We start from the raw sequence: 20,789 nt of genomic DNA, 5'->3' as shown, positions 1-20,789 counted from the left end.
GCGTGGGATTAGCGGCTGATAAACCGACTGATATTCCAACGAGATTCTGCGCCGCTTACATCGTAACCGGCCGGGTTTAACCCTTCAGTTCCATGAGCAAGGCATTCCTTGATAGCCAACACTTCGGCGACTGAACGGCTCTTGTTGAACTTTGCCAAATCAATAACTTTAGCGGTCTTTAGCGGCGTGTGATGGCTATCCGTCATAACCATAACTCTCGGCCATAGCCGGCGCTCTGGGGAGTGCGAAACCACAACGCCACGCTGGCCATCTGTTAATTCCACCAGACTTCCAGACGGATATATCCCGATCGCCTGAATAAAATTCTCTACAAGCTCATCTTGAAACTCAATATTCCGCATATCGTAAAGCAAAGTTACAGCTCGAGCTGGAGTCATGGGCTCTGCTACGCTTTCGCGAGGCTCAATCAGCGTTTCGAAGAACTCAGCAAGCCCGGCAACTTTTGCCAGCAGCGGAATTCTGTCGCCGCGAATACCTTCAGGAAAACCTGAGCCGTTATGGCGCTCGCGATGCCCCTGAACAACGCTCATTACGGCTCGCGAGAGCCCGCAGTCCTCCAGCATTACAACGCCTTTCTCAACATAAGTCCGGTACACGGCATATTCTTCAGCATCGTGCTGGCCTTCCCGGCTGAGCAAGTCTTTCGACAACTGGACTTTACCCACCTGCGACAATAGACAACCCAAGCCAAGATGGTTCAACAGACCTTCGTTCAGCCCTAACTGTCGTCCGCAAACCAACGCCCAAACGGAGGTGTTGAGAGCATGTTTATAAACGTGGTTGTCATGCCGGTGAACACGACTAAGCCAAAGCAAAGCATCCGGATGGCGAACAACACTTCGAACCATCTTACTGATAATCGCAGCAACCGGGCGCAGATCACGCATTTCTGGAGTATTTGCCGAAGCATATAAGCGTTCAAGCGCAACTCCGGCATCCTCGAGTAAATGCTTCGAGGTTTTGATCTCACGCTTTAGCGTGGTGACCGTCTGATATTTTACAGGTTCACGAATGCTTAACGGCGGAAGGTGGAGCTTTTCACGGCCGGCATTCCTGCGCTGGCCTTTGGCACCAAAGGCCGGACGCGCAATCCTTGAGAGCTCAACGGACCCGCGGGTTTCTGCAACATCAATAGAAACCCATTTGCAGTAAGAAACCAAAGCACGGATATCGTCCTCGGAACGAATATGGAAGCCCTGAATAGGAAACGGCGTTTGGTGCCACGGCCGATCGAGATCGGACACAAACATGCCAACCTCAAGATCATGTACAGAAATTTTATGCTGACCAACGCCCACCGCTTCGCTCCTGAAGAGATACTTTTTGATTGGTACTATATTTAAACGATTGCACGGAATAGTCCATTACAATTTCGTAGCCGAAAGTAACAGCATCACCACACAATGTAACGACTACTTTCGGCCGGTAACCGCTTGTATTAATGTGACGGAGTTCACAAAATTAATTAGGTTGGGTCACACGCCACATTATCAAACTTTGGGGGTCGCGCATTGAGAGACCCCCTGAGCGTTTTGCGAGTATAAATGGTGTAGGGAACCGTAGATGCGCGAATATAATCAATATTTACTGCGTCCTTCCCTTCACCCTTTGTCACAGATGCCGGTTCGCACGCCACCAACAACTCAAGCCGACCAGACACCGCGGCTATTCTCGCTTGAGGGTCGCTTACATTTACGGCCATACACTGGTCGTTCGAGCTTGCTAGCCGCCCCCCAGATGCTAAGCGGTCAAGTTTGCTGCCTCCGCAGGCGCGGATACCTCCGCCACAACTCCCGACTTCTGCATGGCTATCGTCAAACAACCGCCACACCCGCTCGCTGCACTGAGTTTCAAGCGTTATCGGCGTAGCCCGGTCGGACAAAAACCACCAATCGGGATATTCAGCACTCTGCCAGGACACCCTGACGGTTCGCGGCTCGCCCTGAGAGTTCTCGGCCGGGAACATGGCGTAATGGGAGTAATACGTTGCACAACCAGACTGCATAACCAACAACCCCAGCAGAGCCAAAAGGCGCGATAGGCCATTGGTGGACTTATGAAATCGGGAAGTGGTCATGAGTCGTACGTTATTCCTTAACGACAATCTCACGGTTGGACACCTATCTAATCGTGGAGACATGCATAATTATGGATACGGTTTGTACCAAGATCCGCCAGTTACTTCAAACACAGTTCGCAGTTTCAATCGGCACTTTCGTCAAATTGTAACCCATAACCATCGACGGTTTTGCGAACGACCATCATCTTTAACACTGGGGCCGGCACGGGAAGGCCTTGTACCTGAACATCCACCTTGTCACCCATTTGAGGAGCGAACGGCTCATCATCAACCACGATGAACACGCCACCATCTGAAATGTCACGAGTAGAGAAAGTAAACTCCCCCAACGATTCATGGGTTACTTTCACCTTGGCACTCATCGCGGTGCGACAGTGAATTCTGCGGTCATCTACAGCCATCGGAAAGGTTCCACTGCTTCACTTAAGGTACGTTGTAGATTTTTGTGTTATTGCAAATCATATCTTTTATATATTAATCAGAAGAATAACACTATTTTGACAGATTACACCAAAGGGAATATTGACTTCTAGAGAAATACAAATGAGAATGGTTGGCGTTTCTTGGCAACCATGATGCCCAAACATGGCTGCGAACCCAACATTCTCTTTTAAGGATGACCTTATGCGCCTGAAACTCGCTGCAACTGCAGCAATCGCCCTTACCGCTTTACCTATTGCCGCCTCAGCAAGCGACGAAGTGAATATCTACTCTTACCGCCAGGCCTATCTTCTTGAGCCGCTACTGAACGCGTTCGAGAAAGAAACCGGCATCAAGAGCAACGTTGTGTTTGCAAAGCAGGGTTTGGCCGAACGTCTTGAGCGCGAAGGCCGCAACAGCCCTGCAGATATCGTAATGACCGTAGATATTTCGCGTCTCAACGATCTGGTAGAGCGTGATCTTGTTCAAGAGCTCGACAACGACGTATTGGAAAAGAACGTTCCCGAGAACCTACGCCATCCGGATGGCAAATGGTTTGGTCTCACTACTCGCGCCCGGTTGATTTACACGTCCAAAGAGCGCGTTGAAGAAGGCGAAATCACAACCTACGAGCAGCTTGCGGATGATAAATGGGAAAACCGTATCTGCACCCGCAGCGGCAAGCACCCGTACAACATCGCCCTGATTTCATCAATGATCTCGCATCACGGCGAAGCCGAAACCGAAACTTGGCTCAAAGGTCTAAAAGATAATCTGGCACGCAAGCCCCAAGGCGGTGACCGTGACCAGATCAAAGCGATCGCAGAAGGCGTGTGCGACCTTTCCATCGGAAACAGCTACTACTACGGCAATATGCTGCAGGACGAAAGCCAGCGCCCGGCTGCAGAAGCTGTTCGTTTGGTGTTCCCTAACGCCGACGGCCGCGGCACCCACATCAACATCAGCGGTGTTGCTCTAACCAAGAGCGCCCCTAATCGTGACAGCGCAATTAAGCTTATGGAGTTCCTCTCATCTCCGGAAGCTCAAGGCATCTATGCAACAGCAAATACCGAGTACCCGGCAAACCCGAATGTGCAGCCGACAGGACTAGTTGCAGAGTGGGGCAAAATCAACCCAGACAGTTTGTCTCTGCAAGAGATTGCAGACAAGCGTAATGCCGCAGTAAAACTTGTCGACCGCGTAGACTACGACGGCGAATAAGTGTTTTTATGAAGGCGGCACTGCCGCCTTCATTTTCACTTCCAGCAGTTCTCAATCACTATCAATCACAGGAACAAATGATTCTGATCATTGCAGCGGCAATTTGAGCTGACTACAATCGTCAACCTTCGGTCTGGCTTACCTCTTTACCAAATAACCAGAGCCGTAGTTTTACCTCTTCCATTGCCAATTACAGGAACCCTATGAGCGAGGCCGCGACCAGCGTTAACCCCGGGCTTACCCAGCCCTTGCTGGCAAAGCGTACCTCCCGCCGCTGGCTGTTCAGTGCGCTATTAACCACGGCCATTGTTGCCTTGCCGGTACTCTCCGTTATATTTCTGGCCTTCTTCCCGGAAGAGAATATCTGGCCACATTTACTGGACACCACCCTACCCCGCTATCTGGTCACAACCATCAAGCTGATGGCAGGCGTTGGCGCAATTACTCTGGTCATCGGCCTTTCAACTGCCTGGGCGGTTACCATGTGCGATTTCCCGGGGCGCAAGTTTTTCGAATGGGCCATGCTACTGCCTTTCGCCGTACCGGCCTATGTTATCGCTTATGTTTACACGAGTCTTTTGGATTACGCAGGCCCTGTTCAGGGTGCCTTGAGGGACTTGTTTGGCTGGACCAGCGCGGCCGACTACTGGTTTCCAGAGATCCGCAGTCTGGAAGGCGCCACGCTAATGATAGGCCTGGTGCTCTACCCTTACGTTTACCTTCTTGCCCGCGCTGCTTTTTTGGAACAGTCGCCGTCTTTGTTTGCGGTCAGCCGCAGCCTTGGCCATTCAGCGCTGAGCACCTTTTTTAAAGTGGTCTTACCCATCGCACGCCCGGCTGTTGCGGTCGGCCTCTCGTTAGTGTTGATGGAAACGCTGAACGATTTCGGCACTGTGGATTTCTTTGCGGTACAAACACTCACCGCCGGTCTATTCGATACCTGGATGAACCTCGGGAACCTAGGTGGTGGTGCCCAAATAGCTACAACCATGCTTATCTTCGTTGTCATTCTCGTTACGCTTGAGCGCTATTCCCGGCGGCGCCAGCAACAGTTCGCAGCGAGGGATAACCGCGACCCTATACACAGATTTACCATGTCATTTCCCCGGCAACTCATCTGCGTTGCTGTTTGCGCCGTACCCGTGGTGCTAGGCTTTGTAATTCCGGGGGCTACACTTGGCGTGTATGCCTGGGAGTATTTTGGTGAAAGCTGGAACCCGGATTTCATCCGCAACACCTTCAACAGCCTTTTTCTTTCAGGCACCGCAGCACTAACCACGCTTTTGATCGGTATTACCCTCGCATACAGCCGCAGGCTTCATAACACCCGCGGCATGCAGGTGCTCATGCGTCTCTCAAGTTTAGGGTATGCAATGCCGGGCGCCGTGCTGGCCGTTGGGGTGATCGTGCCTTTGGCTGGTTTTGATAACTGGCTGGACAGCCTAATGCGGGACTACTTTGGCGTAAGTACCGGCCTGCTGCTCAGCGGCTCCGCCTTCGCCATTGTGTTTGCCTACACTGTGCGGTTTCTGGCGGTATCAGCAGGTAGCGTGGAAAGCGCTCTGCAGAAAATCACCCCGAGCATGGATATGGCCTCCCGGTCTCTGGGGAACAGCCCTGGCAAAACATTGGTAAAGGTACACCTCCCAATGCTGCGCGGCACATTGATAACCGCTGCATTGGTGGTTTTTGTTGACTGTATGAAGGAATTACCGGCTACGCTGATACTTCGGCCATTTAACTTTGAAACTCTGGCGACCTATGTGTACCAATTTGCGTCTGACGAGCGCCTGTATCACAGCGCCTTGCCCGCACTTATCATTGTATTGGCAGGCATCATTCCAATCATCCTGATGAGCCGTTCGATCTCCAACACCCGCTCTATGGCGTGATGCGTCGTCACCTCAAAGCTGGGGCGCCAGTTTTGAGCGAGCATCTTGGACCACAAACCGGCCTTGAAACACGGCCACAGGATCACCTTGGGGCAAGTTGTTCGGCGTTCCGCAGAACACCTCAGTGGTCAAATCCAAACGTCCTTTGCCGTGTCTAGCCAGACTCTTTCTGAAACGTTCCGGTATCTCATCGCCCGGCAGGCGGCAAATCGCGTAGAAATCCGAGGTCACCGGGTCCAGATAATCAATACTGCCCGTCTGTACCACCACGCTGCCCTTTAAACCGAGATCGGCCAGTGCAAGCTCCGTAAGCCCCCAAGCCGCGGTTACAGCCACCGAGTAAACGCTCCCACCAAAACCGGTGCCTTGGTGGTTGGTATTAGGCGCTAGCGGCGCACTGATAAGCAGAGAACTGCCATCCCAAGAATGCAATTCGATACCAAGCGCACGGGAAAGCGGAATTTCCTCATGAATACGCTTTTGGAATGCAGAAAGCTGAGCCATAAACCCCTCCTAATATGAGTTAATTCTATGCCCGTCATCCGCGTTTCCCTATGCGACCAATGTCGGCTCTAAAACGAATCAGGCCCGGCTTAGCCGGGCCTGATCTGAACGAACTACAGCTTACACATTACTGCCAAACAACCTTCTTACGCTGCGCATACCATTCGTTTACCTGATTTTCATAGGTATTTTCAACCACGTTCCGCTTGAGTTTCAACGTTGGCGTCAGGAAGCTGTTCTCAATCGTCCACTCGTCGCTAACAATGATCACAAAGGCCAACTGCTCGTGAGGATCCACGGTTTTATTCACCTTTTCGACCAGTTCTGTCAATTCCGCTTCAAGCTCCTTACGCACATTCGGATCACCAAGCGTCGGCCTAATGCCCTCTGCCAACTGAATCATGGCAAAAGGCTGGGTCTGATTAGCACCAGACACACAGACCAATTCAATCGACTGGTTTGCCATCAGTTTGTTTTCAATCGGCGCAGGCGCAATGTACTTACCTTTGCTGGTTTTGAAAATCTCCTTCATCCGACCGGTGATTTTCAGGCGACCCATCTCGTCGATTTCGCCCTTATCGCCGGTTTTCAAATAGCCGTCTTCCGTAAAGGTAGATTTGGTGTTTTCCTCATCCTTGTAGTAGCCCATCATCGTCGTCGGGCTCTTGATCAGGATTTCACCCTCAGGGCTTATTTTGGTGTCCACGCCCGGCATGGATTCGCCAACATACCCCGTACGGGAGCGCCCCGGCTTATTGATATGCGAGTAGGCAAAGTTCTCGGACATCCCGTAGCCTTCAAGCAACTCCAAACCAAGATTCCGGTACCAATCCAGCACATCTCCAGCCAGAGGAGCAGAGCCACTACCGGCCAGCTTCACTTTATCCAGCCCCAGCCCCTTGAGGACTTTTTTCTTGATCAGCTTGCTGACTACCGGAATCTTCAACAGCTTGTTGAGTTTCTTCTGGGGCAGCTTTTGCAACACACCCTGCTGGAACCTAACCCACAGCCGCGGTACCGATAGGAACAGCGTTGGTTGGGCGCGCTTCATATCGTCAACAAACGTGTCGAGAGATTCTGCAAAAAACAGATGAAAACCCGCATACAAAGATGCCAGCTCAACGAACGTGCGTTCAAACACGTGCGCCAACGGGAGGTAAGACAACATGCGCTCTTCAGGGCCTACTTGCAGAACTTCCATGCCACCCTCGGCGGCAAACGCCATATTGCGGAAACTCAGCATCACGCCTTTGGGCTTTCCTGTACTGCCTGAGGTGTAAACGATGGTTGCAAGCTCATCCGCATCACGCTGAACGTTTTCTTCCAGAGGCGGGTACTTGGCAACTATGTCGTCCCAGGTTTCAAAATCGTTAGGTGGGCTCAAAGGGTAAGAAATGCAGCGAACAGAGTCCGGCACACCCGGCTTCATCATGTCCCAATCATCCAGCTTGCCGACAAACAGAACGTCACACTCTGCGTGGTTCAGTACGTAGTTCACTGTGTCAGCATTCAGCGTTGGGTACAAAGGCACAGAAATGTGTCCGGCCATCCAGATGGCCCAGTCAGTCATGATCCAATGCGCGCAGTTCTTGGAAATCAAGCCAACACGGCTCTTCTCTGGCAAGTTCAGAGATTTTAGGTAAGACGCCATACGGCGAGCTTCATCAACCGCCCTTCCCCAGGTGTAGTCCACCACCTTGCCGTTGCCAATAGGCTGAGTCATATACAACGAGTTCGCCTTGGCAGACTCCCAGTGATAGACCATATCCAGCGGAAGTTTGTTTTTTGTTTGCATGAACGTTCCTTGCATTCGTTATTTGATTTATTGAGGTCATTATTTAGACTTTAGTAGTGTATTTCAACACATTATGGCCCATTAAAGCGTGACTCAGGCCAACAGATGAGAAACTCACCTAGAGAATGTCAGATCAGGCCACAACCACGCTAACATGCCCTATCTCCAAGTTGCCGGGGCTGTGATAAACTCTCGCACCTTAACTACCGCAAACACCGTAACAAACCTCGGAGATAGGCATATGGCCAAGAAAACACTGCGCACGCTGCTGGGCGCGTCACTAATGGCGCTGACGAGTCTTTCAATGGCTGCAGAGCCTCGGGTTGTCGCAATTACACAGATTGTTGAGCACCCAGCGCTCGATGCTGTTCATCAAGGCGTTAAAGATGAGCTGGCCGAACGAGGTTATAAAGAAGGTGAAAACCTGAAACTCATGCATGAAAGTGCGCAGGGCAATTCCGCCATCGCCTCCCAGATTGCGCGCAAATTCGTGGGTGAAGGTGTGGATGTGATTGTGGCCATCGCAACCCCGTCCGCTCAAACCGTTGCTGCGGCCGCCCGTAACATCCCTGTTGTGTTTGCTGCCGTAACCGACCCAGTTGGCGCGAAACTGGTAAAGAATGCTGAAGCACCGGGTGCGAACATTACCGGCGTAAGCGACATGCTGCCTATCGACAAACATCTGGACATGCTCCTGCGCATGGTTCCGGATGCCAAACGCATTGGCACGGTATACAACCCCGGTGAAGCCAACGCAGTGTCTTTGATTGAACTGCTCGAAGAGCGCTTGGAAGCCCGCGGCCTGCCTTTGGTTAAAGGTGCCGCAACTAAAACGTCTGAAGTACTAGGCGCAGCCCGCTCATTGGTGGGTAAAGCCGACGCCATTTATCTCACTACTGATAACACCGTTATCAGCGCGGCCGAAGCCGTCATCTCTGTAGGCGAACGCGCTAAAATCCCAGTATTTGCAGCCGACACAGCTACCGTTGCCCGTGGCGCCGTTGCAGCACTGGGTTTTGATTACTACGACCACGGCCGCCAAGCGGGCGTAATGGTTGCGCGCATTCTTGAGGGTGAAAAGCCGGGTGATATGGCGGTAGAAACCATGGAAAAACTCAACCTGTTTGTTAACCCGGAAGCTGGCGAGCGCATGGGCATTACCTTGTCTGATGACATCATCGCCGAAGCTGCAGAAATCGTTAAGAGCGACAAGTAACGCCTGACTTACACGGGCGGGTTCTGTATAAAGGGCCCGCCCGTTTTTCTACCACAGCGAATCTTTCCCATGCTCAGTGAAATTGCATTTTACGGCGCAGTCGAGACTGGCCTTATCTACGGTCTGGTTGCGTTCGGTATTTACCTCTCTTTTCGTGTACTCGATTTCCCGGATCTGACCGTAGACGGCAGCTTCCCCCTCGGCGCAGCTGTTGCAGCCGTGCTTATTATGGAAGGCTGGAACCCCTGGTTGGCAACCGGCTCAGCGGTACTGGCAGGCATGGCCGCCGGTGCAGTAACCGCCATTCTTAACGTAAAGCTGAACATCCTGAACCTGCTGGCATCCATTCTCACGATGATTGCCCTATATTCCGTCAACCTTCGGGTGATGGGGCGGCCGAACATCGCGTTACTTGGCGAAGAAACCGTACTCACGCCTTGGTACTCGCTAGACCTCGCTTACCATCAGGTACCGGTGCTTCTGTTTTCGATTGTGATCCTTATCTCCCTGATATTGCTCTGGCGATTCATGAAGTCAGAAACCGGTCTCGCCATGCGCGCCACCGGTGCTAATCCCAGAATGGCACGCGCTCAGGGGATAGCCACTGGCACCATGATCATCCTTGGTGTTGCTGTCTCAAACGGCATGGTCGGCCTCGCCGGTGCGCTGTTTGCACAGAGCCAGGGCGCGGCAGACGTAACCATGGGGGTTGGTGTTATTGTTATCGGCCTAGCATCACTGATTGGTGGCGAAGCGGTTATAACGCCGTCTACCGTTGTGCGAGCTTTGATTGCATGCGTGGTTGGCGCCATCATTTACCGACTGGCCATTGCCTTTGCCCTGAACGCCGACTTCCTCGGTTTGCAGGCTCAGGACCTCAACCTTATAACGGCTGTCCTGGTTACTTTGGCCATTGTATTGCCCGGCGTGCGCAGCTCTCTAGTTAGCAAACTCACCCGTAAAAAAGCCTAAGGAGGCAATATGATCACTGCAACCGACCTCCGGCTTACCTTTGGCAAAGGCACCCCACTGGAAAACCCCGCTCTGCGAGGTATGAGCCTCACCGTGAATCAGGGTGAGTTTGTGACCGTGATTGGTAGTAACGGAGCTGGCAAATCTACCTTTCTGAATGCTTTGGCGGGTGAAACTCTGGTCGATAGCGGCACCATTGTTGTCGACAACGTAAACGTAACCAAATTGCCAACCCACAAACGGGCGGGCCGTGTGGCACGGGTATTTCAAGACCCATTAGCCGGTACCTGCGAAGGCTTGAGCATTGAGGAAAATCTCGCGCTCGCCATCAAACGCGGCCAACGCCGTGGGCTAAGCACAGCGGTAAAAAAGCAGTATATGGAGCAGTTTAAGGAAAGCCTGTCTTCCCTAAACTTAGGGCTGGAGAACCGCCTGGGCGACAAGATGGGCCTACTCTCGGGTGGCCAGCGTCAAGCAGTCAGCCTGTTGATGGCAAGCCTTACGCCCTCTGCCATTCTTCTGCTGGATGAGCACACCGCCGCGCTGGACCCTAAAACGGCAGCCTTCGTGTTGGAACTCACCACCAAAATTATCGAAGACCAAAAACTAACCGCATTGATGGTTACCCACAGCATGAAGCAGGCGCTGGAAGTGGGCACCCGCACGGTAATGCTGCACCAAGGGCAAGTGGTGTTTGATATTGAAGGCAAAGACCGGGAAGGTCTGGAAGTAAAAGATCTGCTGGAGTTGTTTGAAAAACAACGCGGGCTTTCAGTGGATGACGACAGCCTACTGCTGGGCTAACAAAAAGCGGGAGCCTCGTGAGCTCCCGCTCTATTTACTGCATTAACCTCTAGTGACCATAGATACGCATGGCCGTATCTGTGATCGCCAAATCATCGATAAAAATACTACCAATCGACTGTTGGCCGATAATTACACCATCTATACCAACGTCTGCCCGAAACGAGGGCATATCAATAGCCAGAGACGACCAGCCGTTGGAGAACCGTGCGCCTTCATAGATATAGAGATCCACTTCGGCAAACAGGTCCAGCGGGCTTGGGAAACTGCGGTCGTAATCAGCACCGGTTATTTGCATGCCGCGAACGCCAATGCCCAGAAACGGCACATCAAACTGCATGTTCTCTATCGCAAAAGCCGTTCTGAAGCGCATTATATCTGAGGCCGTATCAATACGAATCGAGCCCCGCGCCATCAAGCCTTCCGCTAGAAAGTTATCAATCAGATCGGTGTACTCATTGCTTCCATCAGTCGCCGCCAAATACCAAGCCCCTGTGGTAACCCGGAAATCAACGGCACCAAAGTTGGTAGGCACAATATTAATGGCAGCATCGCCATCGGCGAGTACATCAATATCAATACGAATGTTGTCCAGACGGTCATTGGCAGTAGGCCCGCCAATCCCGTTAAACCCGAAAAAATCCGTACGCTCCGCACCGCCAATACTGATGTTCTCGATGGCCAAGGCACCCTCATCAAAATAAAGGAAACGGCCGATATCAATCTTTGTTTCAAGTTCAATGCTCACGCCTGCCTGCCCCGTGATGTCACCCATCATAGAATCATCCAAGCGTTGTATTTCAGCCATGACTGCAGGCGGAGCCCCTGCAATACACAGCGCTAGCAATGTAGGTTTCAGGCCTTTCATTGTTCTTTTCCTTTTTATGGTCGTTATCACGTCCTGTGGGCCACTGCGATGTTCGACTCCACATCGCTACTTTAACGACACGTTTATTCTGAGTACGTGCAGAAGTCACAGATTGTGTGGGCTTGCTAACAAAATCAGCCTGGCGCGTACATTTTTTAATCACAACATATAGTAATCCTTAGCTTTTCCACTCAAGCGCCGGATTTCCCAGAGTTTTCCTTCTTGCAAGCCATTTTCCATTGATTTTCTTTGCTGGAAGTCACTTATCAATAGTCCCGCTTAAATTCACAAACCACTATATCCTGTTATACTCCCTTCAAAATGAAACTACATATAGGGCTAACAGCTGTATAGCAAACATACGCCCACACGCGCTTTCCCACGGCCAAAGCCCCACAGGCTGCCGCAATCGGTGCGTGTTTATTGAGTGCTAGAGCGTTACCTCAGAGTATCGCAAGCACCACATATAGTGTTTTTTCGGCGAAAAATTGAAAACAGCATAGAAAGCAAGAGCGTCAGCCCAGATTTTGCGGCGCTCTACAGGGACAGCGCCAACAATCGGTGCCTTCGACAACAGACATACTTGAAGATTTAGGGGTGGCAATGAACGCTAAGGCAGAGGCAGTGGTTACAACGATTCCGATGCAGGAAACTTCGCTCGACATCTGGAACAGCAAGTACCAGCTTAAAACCAAGACAGGCGAACCTGTAGACAAAGACATCAACGCCACATACCACCGTGTTGCTACGGCCTTGGCACAAGTCGAAAACAAAGGCGTGCGCACAGAGCAGATGAAAAACTTTGCGTGGGCCCTCAAAAACGGCGCCATTCCCGCAGGCCGGATTACCTCCAACGCCGGTGCCGAAGCGCACAAGCCTGCAACCTCCACCATCAACTGCACCGTATCTGGCTCCGTTCAGGATTCCATGAACGACATTCTGGAGAAAAACCACGAAGCAGGCCTAACTCTAAAAGCGGGCTGTGGTATTGGTTACGAATTCTCTACTCTGCGTCCGAAAGGCGCCTACGTAGCCGGTGCTGGCGCAACCACATCTGGCCCGCTGTCGTTCATGGATATATTCGACCGCATGTGCTTTACCGTGTCTTCTGCCGGTGGCCGCCGCGGTGCCCAGATGGCCACCTTTGATGTTCACCACCCGGATGTTATCGACTTCATTCAGGCCAAGCGTGAAGACGGCCGCCTGCGCCAGTTCAACCTGTCTCTGCTGATCACCGAAGATTTTATTGAAGCCGTTCGTAACGACAGCGACTGGCATCTCTCCTTCCCGGTTACCGAGAAAGAAGTAGCGGAAGAAGGCCTGGACCTCACCGACCCAAATCAATTCGTATATCGTGACTTCCCGATATTAGACGGCTATGTGGTTAACGATGAAGGCAAGGTAGCGTGCCGCATTTACCGCACCCTGAAAGCCCAGTTCATCTGGGACACCATCATGACCTCCACCTACGATTATGCAGAACCCGGCTTCATCCTGATCGACAAGGTCAATCAGATGAACAACAACTGGTTCTGCGAAGACATCCGCGCCACCAACCCATGCGGCGAACAGCCCCTGCCCCCTTATGGCAGCTGCCTGCTGGGTTCTGTGAACCTGACCAAGTTTGTGGACTACCCGTTCACCGAAAAGGCCAGCTTCAACTATGAAAAGTACCGCAAGGTTGTGGGCATTTTCACCCGCATGCTGGACAACGTAGTAGAGATCAACGGCCTGCCACTGGCCGAGCAGCGCCACGAAATCACCTACAAGCGCCGTCACGGCATGGGCATTCTGGGCTTGGGCTCAACTCTTGCCATGCTGCGTATGCCATACGGGTCTGATGAATCCGTACAGTTCACCGAAGACGTAGTGCGTGAAATGGCCGTGGAAGGCTGGCGCCAGTCGCTGGCACTGGCCGAAGAGAAAGGCGTTGCGCCCATCATGGACGACGAGTTTGAAATTACCCCGAAAATGATGGGTAAAAACCCTCAACTGGCCAAAGATGGCCATAAGATCGGCGATAAACTGCCAGGCCGCGTACTGCACGCCAAATACAGCCGTTACATGCAGGAAATTGCCAAAGTTGAGCCAGAGCTGGTTGAAAAACTGGCTGAGAAAGGTGGCCGTTTTACCCACCACACCTCCATTGCACCCACTGGCACCATCAGCCTGTCGCTTGCCAACAACGCCAGTAACGGCATAGAGCCAAGCTTCTCGCACCATTACGCCCGTAACGTCATCCGCGAAGGCCGTAAAACCAAAGAAAAAGTCGACGTATTCTCCTTCGAGCTGCTGGCCTATCGCCACCTGGTAAACCCCGGTGCCATGCCCTTCTCAGACGAAGAAGACAAAAAACTACCCAGCTACTTCACCACCGCAGATGATGTAAGCCCGGCACAGCACGTAGATATTCAGGCTGCCGCCCAGAAATGGGTAGACTCCTCAATCTCAAAAACAGCGAACGTACCCACCGATTTCGCGTATCAGGACTTCAAAAACATTTACCTCTACGCCTACGACATGGGCCTAAAAGGCTGCACCACCTTCCGCTTTAACCCGGAAGCCTTTCAGGGCGTACTGGTAAAAGAGAAAGACCTTGAAAACACCCTCTACGAGTTCACCCTCGACGACGGCAGCAAAGTAGAGCTGAAAGGCAACGAACAGGTAGAGTACGATGGCGAAATGCACACCGCCGCCAACCTGTTTGACGCGCTCAAAGAAGGCACCTACGGAAAGTATTGATCCGGAACACCGACACGGGACATTTAGAAATGACAGTTAAAATCAGCAATAAAATCGTCGGCTACCGGGTAAAGAAAGCCGACACAGACGCACCGACTGAACAGCAGGCACCGGCGCAGCAGGAGCCAAAGCTGCAGAAGATGAATGAATACATCGAACGGCCAGATTTTCTCGTGGGCACCACCTACAAAATCAAGCCGCCCGTGGCCGAACACGCGATGTACATCACCATCAACGACATCTTGCTCAACGAAGACACAGACCACGAAAGCCGTCAGCCGTACGAAGTGTTCATCAACTCCAAATCCATGGAGCACTTCCAGTGGGTAATCGCCCTCACCCGCGTAATCTCTGCGGTATTTCGCAAAGGCGGCGACCTGACCTTCCTAGTGGAAGAGCTGCGCTCCGTATACGACCCCAACGGCGGCTACTTTAAAAAAGGCGGCGTATTCATGCCCTCCTTGGTGGCTGAAATTGGCGCGGTCATTGAGAAGCACCTGAAAGCAGTAGGCCTGATGGAAAGCGAAGAAATGAGCGAAACCACCAAACGCATCCTCGCCGAAAAGCGCGCGGAGTTTGAAGCCAACAACGCCAAGGCAACCAACGACGACAAGGCTGGCGACTTCCCACCCAACGCCACCATGTGCGGCAAATGCAACACTAAGGCGGTAATCGTGATGGATGGTTGTGCGACTTGCTTGTCTTGCGGGGATAGTAAGTGCGGTTGAAGTACGTGATTGGTAGGTAAAACAGAAAGGCCTTTAGCTTGCGCTTCGGGCCTTTTTTGTTTGTGCCCGCACCCACTGCGACCGTGTAATCGCGTGACCGCTTCGTTATTGCGTAGTGATATTACATAATTTGATAATTTTACGCTGGTAATTGCTTGGTTTTAGGCTACTTTTTTGAAAAGGCTCCTCAGATTCAGAGTAATAACGAAGCGTACTTTTGTGGATGTCAAAGATGTCTAATCATGAAGTGGTCGGTCTAACAAGCTGTTATATTTCAGAGGAATAAATGCGCACAATTACTACAAATGCATACTTTGAAGATATAGACTATCAAATTGTGCAAGAGCTTATGAAGGCTAAAGAGTCAGTGAAAATCTGTGTCGCATGGATTAGCTGGCCAAAATATGCCCCTATTTTTGATCAGATCACGAGCAAGGGTATTTGTGTTGAAGTTATATATAACGACGATCATCTAAATGTGAAAAATTTTCAGGCGCCGCTTCATTCGACAACTCTATATCCTGTAAAAGCTAGAGCTGGCGCTTTAATGCATAATAAGTTTTGCATCATTGATGACTCGCGAATACTTACAGGTAGCTTCAACTGGTCAAAAAACGCACGGAGGCATTTTGAGAACTTAGTTATAATCGAGAACGACTTTAGACTTGTAAAAAGTTTTCTTACTGAGTTTCAGGATTTAAAGAACTACTTTAGTGACTTTGCACAAAATACTAAAATCCAATGCCTGTTTCACAATGGCGATAGGCAGTGCAGGGCTGCCTCGTATAACTTAGGCATACTAGGACAGGAAAGTGGGAAGTATGATGATTCTTTGATCGAAGTATGGAATTTTTGCTTGAGCCATGAGCATGGTACTTTTTTAGGCGAGCACTATGAGAACCATCTACATACTTACTTAGGGTTGAAATACGAGCCTGATTATGATCAGAACCTCATATACGACAAGGAAACAATGCTTTTAGAAGTTGATCAAGAATTTAAAAAAACTGCCCAGATTCAAAATCATTTTACTTCTAGAAGCAAGCAGCCAATTCATGCCATCGGATCCGTCTCATTGTTGAATGAAAATGAGCATCTTGAGTGGGGTGAAGAGCAAGAGTTTGGAATAAATATATTTTGGCGAGATATGTATTACCGAAAAGTTATTCCAGACGTCATTTATGATGATGGCTACGGCTTTATAGCCTCGATAATTAGCAAGCATTGCTAATGAAATATAACAATAAAATGCAGTTGACGTTGGACTTCCCCCACTTCAGTGGACACGCATCGATAACTCCGCCACAGGAGAAGTACGATGCCGAAAATGATCACGGGGAAGAAGACCCAACGCTATAGCGTCGAGTTCAAAGTCAAAGCGGTGGAATGGAGCTACCAGACACACCGGAGCGTAAAAGGCGTAGCGGAAGCGCTGGATATTCACCCATTCATGCTGTCACGCTGGCGAAAGGAATACCGAGAGGGAAAGTTCGCCATGAAACGGGTCAAGAAAGCACCAGCGGGTGCCAAAGAGCTGATGAAGGAACGGGATGAGATCAATCGCCTGAAACGCCGAGTATCGGAGCTTCAGGAGGAAAACGACATCCTAAAAAAGTTTCAACGTTTTCAGGCCGAGGAACGACGGAAGCGTTCCGATTCGTCTGGAAACACCGGGGAGAACACGGGGTAAAAGCTCTGTGTCGCCACCTGAGCATCTCCCGCTCTGGTTACTACGCTTGGGCAAGCCGGAAGCCCAGCCAGAGAGCTGCCGAGAATGCGGAATTGCTGTTGAAGGTCCGCAGAGTCTACAACGACAGTAAGGGGCGCTACGGCAGTCCCAGGGTGTATCAAGCGCTGCGCCGTGAAGGCGAAGTGGTTGGCGAGAATCGGGTTGCCCGGTTAATGCGGGAATGGGGCATGAAAGCTCGAGTCGTGCGCGTATACCGCCGTATGACAAAGCTCAGGGAGGATCTAAAAGCCCTTCCAAATCATCGACTGGGTGCCGATAAGCCGATTGCTGTCAATCAGCACTGGAGCAGCGATGTCACCTACATCAAGTTGGGAAAGAAGTATGTGTTCCTGGCGGTTGTGCTGGACCTCTACTCACGACGCATCATCAGTTGGCGATTGGGCGAAAACCTGAGTGCAGACTTTGCTAAGGCAACCCTTAGGGAAGCTTTTATATCCCGAAAGCCAGCTCCCGATCTGTTGTTCCACACGGATCGAGGCATCGAATATCGCGCTCACAAGACCCAGGCACTGTTGAATCAGCATCGGGTACGACACAGCATGAACCGACCTGGACAGTGCACGGATAATGCGGAGGTGGAGTCCTTCTTCAAGACGTTGAAGGGAGAATTGCTGCATGCCACCAGCTTCGTGACAATGCGGCAGTTACGGAAACATATAAGTAACTATATTGAACGCTTTTATAACAGCCTGCGGCTGCACAGTAGCCTTGGTTACCGGACTCCGATAGAGTTCGAGGGAATTAACTGATGGGGCGTGTCCATTTTATTGGGGGAAGTCCACGCCTACGGCGCACCTGATTTAGGCGTTAGGCAAGAATATGGAATCCACAGAGAAGACTAGAGACTACAGCAGCTTTTCTTCTGCTGCGAAATCAAGATTTCGTCCGATGGCAAAGTCGCTGGGGTATGAACAAACCACAGCCACGGTCTACATGAAAGATCGGGGTGACTGGTATGAAACATTCAACCTCCAAGCTTCATCGTATGGAAACCCATTTTTTTATATTAATTATGGCGTATGTGTCCCAGACCAGTGGCCAAGTGAAAAACAGGAACTCAAGAATGCCGGATGGATCCTTGGTAGCCGGCTTTCGTATGACGGAAGCGGCGCTTTCCCCTGTAAAACAAAAGCCGAAATAGAAGAAAGCGCAGAATACGCTTTAGGGGAATACAACCGTGAAGCCGTCCCTTGGTTTAAGAATCTCAATTTAAAGGAAATTTGCGATCTTTACTTCGAAACCACCAACCTAGACAAAGATCGTCTCGGACGTCACGAGTGGGGGCTCCAGCTTAGCGCTGCCAACTATGGCTTCCTCCTATTGAAGGCGGGCAAGAAAACTGATGCTATGGCATGGCTTCGGGAGGCAGAGAGGCTCATGGCGCTTCCTGTCTTTATCACGAGGGAAGGAAATGTAGTGCACGAGCGAGAGAAGTATTCCCGCATCGAAAAACCGGAGCGCGATGAATTGGAACGCCTCGAAATCGTACAACGCACAATCAAAGAGTTGAGTTTTGCCTAATCGGGTAGCCGAGGGTATCTAACCCTCAGCCCCCACAACACCCTGCATGCGGGTCCGCACAGGGCGTTTCCCGAAAACGCTCAAAGCAAGTCGGCCGATTAGCTCCGCTTACCCCAATGATGGTTTCTGATTTTGCGCCAGCAGTCCTTAATCCGGTCGGATATGGAATCGCTGAGCTGCACAGGCTCCTCATTGGTTTTCGGGTTCAGGCCTTCACCTTGTCCCACCCATTACGATGGGCATTTGGCTAATATGCCGTCTGCTGACTTCTGCTCAATCACCGGCAGGGTTACTCCTGTCGGCGCTATCGGTGTCCATCTCGTTCGCTCGCAACCGCCGATGGCAACGGCTGCGCCCAGGCTTGATCGACCAGTGGCCTGACTGGTAATTGACCGATCGCTCGTTGAGCAGACCCCGATGCGTCGGACCGCCCCAGATAAGAACATAAACTTTCACTGCACAACTGCATCATTTACGGTGGCCGTTAGATCACGCGGCTTCGTTGTCTTGTGCCAACTCGCCTCCGGCCTACGCCTCATATGATGTTCTTGTTCATCAGCTCGCAGTTTTGCTAGCGGCTTCCTCCAGACCGCCCCTCACGGGTTGGCCCTTGCCATTCGCTAGTGGTTAGCGTTCAATCGGGTAAAACCGGCTGAACGGTGATCTTCCCACAGGGGACTTTCACCCCATTAGTTCATGCCCATGCTGGGCGTACACAAAGCGCTGCTGTCGGACAAATTTTCCGCTGCGCTTCAAATTTGCCGCAGAGCGCGGCGTTATGTCATTTTGAGACGATTATGCTGAGGAACCATAAGTCAATTCGAAGAAAACATCCCGATACGGTAACTTATCGTGCGGTATCGAAGAAGCTTAGAAGAAGAAACCGAAAATCCAGAGAAAGAACCGTGGCAGAGCCCAAAGAGAACAAATCTGCATTAATCTACTTTGATGAATCTGGGTTCACCGGAAATAATCTTTTGAATAAGAGTCAAAAGATTTTTTGCTATGCGTCTGTTGAATTTACTCATGAAAAATCAGAAAATCTCGTAAATCATATAATAAATAAATACAACATACAGAATGGAGAGGTTAAAGGCGCAAACTTAATAAAAAAATCAAAAGGCAAAAGAGCTATAGATGAAATAGTTCAAAGTCTAAGAGGACGAACAAAAGTTTCCCTATCAGACAAGAAGTTCGCATTAGCTGGAAAATTTTTTGAGTATATATTTGAGCCAGCGATATCTAAGGTGAACTCAGTATTTTATGGGATAAATTTCCATAGATTCATTGCGAACATACTTCATGTTGAGTTTACAGCAAAGGGTGTAATGGCTGAAGAAATATTCGAGGATTTTGAAAACCTCATGCGAACAGGCGACTTTGAAGGCCTCAAATCATTATTTTCTTCACCGAAAAACGAATCGATCTCTCCTGTATTAGAGCTGATATGCGAATTTGCTTTCTATAATAAAGAGTCAGTGATTGAGGAGCTGGATGGATACATTGATACGGGCTCGGGAAAGTGGGTTTTAGATCTAACCAACACCTCGTTATTTAGCCTGCTAGCTGATTGGGGACAAAAGTTTGATGAACTGACAGCATACTGTGATCAGTCCAAGCCTCTCAGTGAAGATCAGTCTATATTTAATGCAATGCTTAACAGAAAAGAAAAACTTTACACGACAATAGGCGGATTCAGATCGCCAATTACATTCAACTTGAAGGAACCTCTGAAACTAGTGGACTCCAAAGAAATACATGGAGTTCAGTTAGCAGATGCCTTGGCGGCTGCGTTTGCTTATGCTTTCGACTCTGAAAACGATGACGAATATGCGATCAAGTGGAGAGGGTTATTTGAAGAAGTTGTAACTGAAGGAAGTATTTTTCCTGACTATGACTACGTCGACCTCAATAAAATTGAAGTGCAGCGAAATGCCATATTGTTGAAAGAACTAGTCGAAAGGAGTAAGAAGGGAATTAGTCTCACTGATAATATTGGTGAGTATTTACGGTTCATTACTGCGATGCTACATGTGAGTCCACTTGAAATTGAGACATAACCAGTGCAGGCACGGCGACACCCACTACATTGCGCCTGCAGCTCCATTCCCTGGGCGCACATGCTGCAAGCGTTGAGGCTGTATAAAAACCCCAAAACGGATGGTTTTTGGTAGCATTGAGCAAACAGACAAGGAGCCGTCGGCATGCCTCGTTTCAAGCACTACAACTACGACCAGGATGCCATGGTCGTGATC

Annotated in this window: 17 protein-coding genes; 11 read left to right on the top strand and 6 right to left on the bottom strand. The window is 50.5% G+C overall.

The annotated features are described in order from the left end of the window. Positions 1-8: 8 nt before the first annotated feature. From KO508_RS07510 to KO508_RS07500, 3 genes are all read right to left on the bottom strand, one after another. Positions 9-1,319 carry an HD-GYP domain-containing protein gene (locus KO508_RS07510; RefSeq protein WP_216007742.1) on the bottom strand — a complete coding sequence of 437 codons (1,311 nt, stop codon included), beginning with the start codon at positions 1,317-1,319 and terminating at the stop codon, positions 9-11. Between the two features lie 167 nt (positions 1,320-1,486). Next, positions 1,487-2,098 (bottom strand): hypothetical protein, encoded by a 612-nt coding sequence (locus KO508_RS07505; RefSeq protein ID WP_216007741.1) that lies wholly within the window; start codon positions 2,096-2,098, stop codon positions 1,487-1,489. 125 nt (positions 2,099-2,223) lie between these two features. Further along, a complete protein-coding gene (locus KO508_RS07500; RefSeq protein ID WP_216007740.1) occupies positions 2,224-2,502 on the bottom strand; it encodes a PilZ domain-containing protein in 279 nt (92 codons plus the stop codon). A 223-nt stretch (positions 2,503-2,725) separates the two neighbouring features. On the opposite strand from KO508_RS07500, the gene KO508_RS07495 reads away from it, so the two are divergent. Further along, positions 2,726-3,742: a Fe(3+) ABC transporter substrate-binding protein gene (locus KO508_RS07495; RefSeq protein WP_216007739.1), complete on the top strand. Its 1,017-nt coding sequence runs from the start codon at positions 2,726-2,728 to the stop codon at positions 3,740-3,742. A 203-nt stretch (positions 3,743-3,945) separates the two neighbouring features. Then, positions 3,946-5,634, top strand: a complete 1,689-nt coding sequence (locus KO508_RS07490; RefSeq protein ID WP_216007738.1) for an ABC transporter permease — start codon at positions 3,946-3,948, stop codon at positions 5,632-5,634. A 12-nt stretch (positions 5,635-5,646) separates the two neighbouring features. On the opposite strand, the gene KO508_RS07485 is transcribed toward KO508_RS07490, so the two are convergent. After that, positions 5,647-6,138, bottom strand: coding sequence for a thioesterase domain-containing protein (locus tag KO508_RS07485; RefSeq protein WP_216007737.1), 492 nt, complete (start codon positions 6,136-6,138; stop codon positions 5,647-5,649). Positions 6,139-6,265: 127 nt separating this feature from the next. After that, a complete protein-coding gene (locus tag KO508_RS07480; protein ID WP_216007736.1) occupies positions 6,266-7,933 on the bottom strand; it encodes an AMP-binding protein in 1,668 nt (555 codons plus the stop codon). A 241-nt stretch (positions 7,934-8,174) separates the two neighbouring features. Here KO508_RS07480 and KO508_RS07475 point away from each other — a divergent pair, with 241 nt between their 5' ends. The 3 genes from KO508_RS07475 (at position 8,175) to KO508_RS07465 (ending at position 10,925) form a co-directional block, all read left to right on the top strand. Continuing rightward, complete coding sequence (locus KO508_RS07475; protein ID WP_200364038.1) at positions 8,175-9,149, top strand: ABC transporter substrate-binding protein; 975 nt, start codon at positions 8,175-8,177, stop codon at positions 9,147-9,149. Between the two features lie 69 nt (positions 9,150-9,218). Continuing rightward, entirely contained in the window at positions 9,219-10,121 is a 903-nt protein-coding gene (locus KO508_RS07470; protein ID WP_200364036.1) for an ABC transporter permease, read from the top strand. A gap of 9 nt (positions 10,122-10,130) precedes the next feature. After that, complete coding sequence (locus KO508_RS07465; RefSeq protein WP_216007735.1) at positions 10,131-10,925, top strand: ABC transporter ATP-binding protein; 795 nt, start codon at positions 10,131-10,133, stop codon at positions 10,923-10,925. Between the two features lie 49 nt (positions 10,926-10,974). On the opposite strand, the gene KO508_RS07460 is transcribed toward KO508_RS07465, so the two are convergent. Beyond that, positions 10,975-11,793: a DUF6160 family protein gene (locus KO508_RS07460; protein ID WP_200364032.1), complete on the bottom strand. Its 819-nt coding sequence runs from the start codon at positions 11,791-11,793 to the stop codon at positions 10,975-10,977. Positions 11,794-12,396: 603 nt separating this feature from the next. Between KO508_RS07460 and KO508_RS07455 the strand changes: the two genes are divergently transcribed. From KO508_RS07455 to KO508_RS07430, 6 genes are all read left to right on the top strand, one after another. Further along, positions 12,397-14,535, top strand: a complete 2,139-nt coding sequence (locus KO508_RS07455) for an adenosylcobalamin-dependent ribonucleoside-diphosphate reductase (RefSeq protein ID WP_216007734.1) — start codon at positions 12,397-12,399, stop codon at positions 14,533-14,535. Between the two features lie 29 nt (positions 14,536-14,564). After that, positions 14,565-15,263, top strand: coding sequence for a TSCPD domain-containing protein (locus tag KO508_RS07450; protein WP_200364028.1), 699 nt, complete (start codon positions 14,565-14,567; stop codon positions 15,261-15,263). A 286-nt stretch (positions 15,264-15,549) separates the two neighbouring features. Further along, positions 15,550-16,494 carry a phospholipase D-like domain-containing protein gene (locus KO508_RS07445; RefSeq protein ID WP_216007733.1) on the top strand — a complete coding sequence of 315 codons (945 nt, stop codon included), beginning with the start codon at positions 15,550-15,552 and terminating at the stop codon, positions 16,492-16,494. 87 nt (positions 16,495-16,581) lie between these two features. Further along, positions 16,582-17,762 (top strand): IS3 family transposase gene (locus tag KO508_RS07440; protein WP_216007732.1). Its coding sequence is split into 2 segments (ribosomal slippage): positions 16,582-16,878 and positions 16,881-17,762, totalling 1,179 coding nucleotides; the frame shifts between segments, so codons are not numbered across the junction. A 70-nt stretch (positions 17,763-17,832) separates the two neighbouring features. After that, a complete protein-coding gene (locus KO508_RS07435) occupies positions 17,833-18,534 on the top strand; it encodes a DUF4304 domain-containing protein (protein WP_216007731.1) in 702 nt (233 codons plus the stop codon). A gap of 797 nt (positions 18,535-19,331) precedes the next feature. After that, positions 19,332-20,594, top strand: coding sequence for a DUF3800 domain-containing protein (locus KO508_RS07430; RefSeq protein WP_216007730.1), 1,263 nt, complete (start codon positions 19,332-19,334; stop codon positions 20,592-20,594). The last annotated feature ends 195 nt before the right edge of the window (positions 20,595-20,789 follow it).

The sequence above is a fragment of the Marinobacter salexigens genome (assembly GCF_018860765.1).
GTDB classification, from domain to species: domain Bacteria; phylum Pseudomonadota; class Gammaproteobacteria; order Pseudomonadales; family Oleiphilaceae; genus Marinobacter; species Marinobacter salexigens_A.
The sequence above is the reverse complement of the archived record's forward strand: the minus strand, read 5'-3'. Positions and strand labels throughout refer to the sequence as shown.

Excerpts from the sequence above, each read along its gene's own strand:
- KO508_RS07505 (WP_216007741.1), bottom strand. The coding sequence starts at position 2,098 with ATGACCACTTCCCGATTTCATAAGTCCACCAATGGCCTATCGCGCCTT.
- KO508_RS07500 (WP_216007740.1), bottom strand. The coding sequence starts at position 2,502 with ATGGCTGTAGATGACCGCAGAATTCACTGTCGCACCGCGATGAGTGCC.
- KO508_RS07495 (WP_216007739.1), top strand. The coding sequence starts at position 2,726 with ATGCGCCTGAAACTCGCTGCAACTGCAGCAATCGCCCTTACCGCTTTA.
- KO508_RS07490 (WP_216007738.1), top strand. The coding sequence starts at position 3,946 with ATGAGCGAGGCCGCGACCAGCGTTAACCCCGGGCTTACCCAGCCCTTG.
- KO508_RS07485 (WP_216007737.1), bottom strand. The coding sequence starts at position 6,138 with ATGGCTCAGCTTTCTGCATTCCAAAAGCGTATTCATGAGGAAATTCCG.
- KO508_RS07480 (WP_216007736.1), bottom strand. The coding sequence starts at position 7,933 with ATGCAAACAAAAAACAAACTTCCGCTGGATATGGTCTATCACTGGGAG.
- KO508_RS07475 (WP_200364038.1), top strand. The coding sequence starts at position 8,175 with ATGGCCAAGAAAACACTGCGCACGCTGCTGGGCGCGTCACTAATGGCG.
- KO508_RS07470 (WP_200364036.1), top strand. The coding sequence starts at position 9,219 with ATGCTCAGTGAAATTGCATTTTACGGCGCAGTCGAGACTGGCCTTATC.
- KO508_RS07465 (WP_216007735.1), top strand. The coding sequence starts at position 10,131 with ATGATCACTGCAACCGACCTCCGGCTTACCTTTGGCAAAGGCACCCCA.
- KO508_RS07460 (WP_200364032.1), bottom strand. The coding sequence starts at position 11,793 with ATGAAAGGCCTGAAACCTACATTGCTAGCGCTGTGTATTGCAGGGGCT.
- KO508_RS07455 (WP_216007734.1), top strand. The coding sequence starts at position 12,397 with ATGAACGCTAAGGCAGAGGCAGTGGTTACAACGATTCCGATGCAGGAA.
- KO508_RS07450 (WP_200364028.1), top strand. The coding sequence starts at position 14,565 with ATGACAGTTAAAATCAGCAATAAAATCGTCGGCTACCGGGTAAAGAAA.
- KO508_RS07445 (WP_216007733.1), top strand. The coding sequence starts at position 15,550 with ATGCGCACAATTACTACAAATGCATACTTTGAAGATATAGACTATCAA.
- KO508_RS07435 (WP_216007731.1), top strand. The coding sequence starts at position 17,833 with ATGGAATCCACAGAGAAGACTAGAGACTACAGCAGCTTTTCTTCTGCT.
- KO508_RS07430 (WP_216007730.1), top strand. The coding sequence starts at position 19,332 with ATGCTGAGGAACCATAAGTCAATTCGAAGAAAACATCCCGATACGGTA.